We start from the raw sequence: 2,932 nt of genomic DNA on the forward strand, positions 1-2,932 counted from the left end.
TGGTTAAGTTAGAAAGGGCGCACGGTGAATGCCTTGGCACTAGGAGCCGATGAAGGACGGTACTAACACCGATATGCTTCGGGGAGCTGTAAGTAAGCTGTGATCCGAAGATTTCCGAATGGGGGAACCCCGTATCCGTAATGGGATATGATCTTCCGCTGAATACATAAGCGGTTGAAGGCAGACCCAGGGAACTGAAACATCTAAGTACCTGGAGGAAGAGAAAGCAAATGCGATTCCCTGAGTAGCGGCGAGCGAAACGGGATCAGCCCAAACCAAGAGGCTTGCCTCTTGGGGTTGTAGGACACTCTATACGGAGTTACAAAGGACATGATTAGACGAAGCGGTCTGGAAAGGCCCATCAGAGAAGGTAACAATCCTGTAGTCGAAAACCATGTCCCTCCAGAGTGGATCCTGAGTACGGCGGAACACGTGAAATTCCGTCGGAATCCGGGAGGACCATCTCCCAAGGCTAAATACTCCCTAGTGACCGATAGTGAACCAGTACCGTGAGGGAAAGGTGAAAAGCACCCCGGAAGGGGAGTGAAACAGATCCTGAAACCGTGTGCCTACAAGTAGTCAGAGCCCATTTACGGGTGATGGCGTGCCTTTTGTAGAATGAACCGGCGAGTTACGATTTGATGCAAGGTTAAGCTGATAAGGCGGAGCCGCAGCGAAAGCGAGTCTGAATAGGGCGAATGAGTATCAGGTTGTAGACCCGAAACCAGGTGATCTACCCATGTCCAGGGTGAAGGTGAGGTAACACTCACTGGAGGCCCGAACCCACGCACGTTGAAAAGTGCGGGGATGAGGTGTGGGTAGCGGAGAAATTCCAATCGAACCTGGAGATAGCTGGTTCTCTCCGAAATAGCTTTAGGGCTAGCCTCATGTAGTAAGAGTCTTGGAGGTAGAGCACTGTTTGGACTAGGGGCCCCCAACGGGTTACCGAATTCAGACAAACTCCGAATGCCAAAGACTTATCCATGGGAGTCAGACTGCGAGTGATAAGATCCGTAGTCGAAAGGGAAACAGCCCAGACCACCAGCTAAGGTCCCCAAGTAATCGTTAAGTGGAAAAGGATGTGGGGTTGCTTAGACAACCAGGATGTTGGCTTAGAAGCAGCCATCATTTAAAGAGTGCGTAATAGCTCACTGGTCGAGTGACCCTGCGCCGAAAATGTACCGGGGCTAAACGATTCACCGAAGCTGTGGATGAAATCTCTTAGAGATTTCGTGGTAGGAGAGCGTTCTAAGCGCTGTGAAGTCAGACCGGAAGGACTGGTGGAGCACTTAGAAGTGAGAATGCCGGTATGAGTAGCGAAAGAAGAGTGAGAATCTCTTCCACCGAATGCCCAAGGTTTCCTGAGGAAGGCTCGTCCGCTCAGGGTTAGTCGGGACCTAAGCCGAGGCCGATAGGCGTAGGCGATGGACAACAGGTTGATATTCCTGTACCACCAACGCATCATTTGAGTGATGGGGGGACGCAGGAGGATAGGAGAGCGCGCTGTTGGATATGCGCGTTTAAGCAGTTAGGCAGGAAACGAGGCAAATCCCGTTTCCGTGTAAGCGAAGCTGTGATGACGAGGGAAATTTAGTACCGAAGTCTTTGATTCCACACTGCCAAGAAAAGCCTCTAGCGAGATGTAAGGTGCCCGTACCGCAAACCGACACAGGTAGGCGAGGAGAGAATCCTAAGGTGAGCGAGTGAACTCTCGTTAAGGAACTCGGCAAAATGACCCCGTAACTTCGGGAGAAGGGGTGCTCTGGTAGGGTGCAAGCCCGAGAGAGCCGCAGTGAATAGGCCCAGGCGACTGTTTAGCAAAAACACAGGTCTCTGCGAAACCGTAAGGTGAAGTATAGGGGCTGACACCTGCCCGGTGCTGGAAGGTTAAGAGGAGTGCTTAGCGCAAGCGAAGGTACGAATTGAAGCCCCAGTAAACGGCGGCCGTAACTATAACGGTCCTAAGGTAGCGAAATTCCTTGTCGGGTAAGTTCCGACCCGCACGAAAGGTGTAACGATCTGGGCACTGTCTCAACGAGAGACTCGGTGAAATTATAGTACCTGTGAAGATGCAGGTTACCCGCGACAGGACGGAAAGACCCCGTGGAGCTTTACTGTAGCCTGATATTGAATTTTGGCACAGCTTGTACAGGATAGGTAGGAGCCTTGGAAATCGGAGCGCCAGCTTCGATGGAGGCATTGGTGGGATACTACCCTGGCTGTGTTGAACTTCTAACCCTCACCCGTTATCCGGGTGGGAGACAGTGTCAGGCGGGCAGTTTGACTGGGGCGGTCGCCTCCTAAAGAGTAACGGAGGCGCCCAAAGGTTCCCTCAGAATGGTTGGAAATCATTCGAAGAGTGTAAAGGCATAAGGGAGCTTGACTGCGAGACCTACAAGTCGAGCAGGGTCGAAAGACGGGCTTAGTGATCCGGTGGTTCCGCATGGAAGGGCCATCGCTCAACGGATAAAAGCTACCCCGGGGATAACAGGCTTATCTCCCCCAAGAGTCCACATCGACGGGGAGGTTTGGCACCTCGATGTCGGCTCATCGCATCCTGGGGCTGTAGTCGGTCCCAAGGGTTGGGCTGTTCGCCCATTAAAGCGGTACGCGAGCTGGGTTCAGAACGTCGTGAGACAGTTCGGTCCCTATCCGTCGTGGGCGCAGGAAATTTGAGAGGAGCTGTCCTTAGTACGAGAGGACCGGGATGGACGCACCGCTGGTGTACCAGTTGTCAAGCCATTGGCATCGCTGGGTAGCTATGTGCGGACGGGATAAGTGCTGAAAGCATCTAAGCATGAAGCCCCCCTCGAGATGAGATTTCCCACACGCAAGTGGTAAGATCCCTGAAAGATGATCAGGTAGATAGGTTCGAGGTGGAAGCATAGCGATATGTGCAGCTGACGAATACTAATCGATCGAGGACTTAACC

The 2,932-nt window shown here is 52.6% G+C and carries 1 rRNA gene; it reads left to right on the forward strand.

The window, feature by feature from the left end:
- Position 1: 1 nt before the first annotated feature.
- Positions 2-2,932: ribosomal RNA gene (locus KR50_RS02565) — 23S ribosomal RNA — on the forward strand; the annotation flags it as partial.

The organism is Jeotgalibacillus campisalis (genome assembly GCF_000829515.1).
In the GTDB taxonomy this organism is placed as follows: domain Bacteria; phylum Bacillota; class Bacilli; order Bacillales; family Jeotgalibacillaceae; genus Jeotgalibacillus; species Jeotgalibacillus campisalis.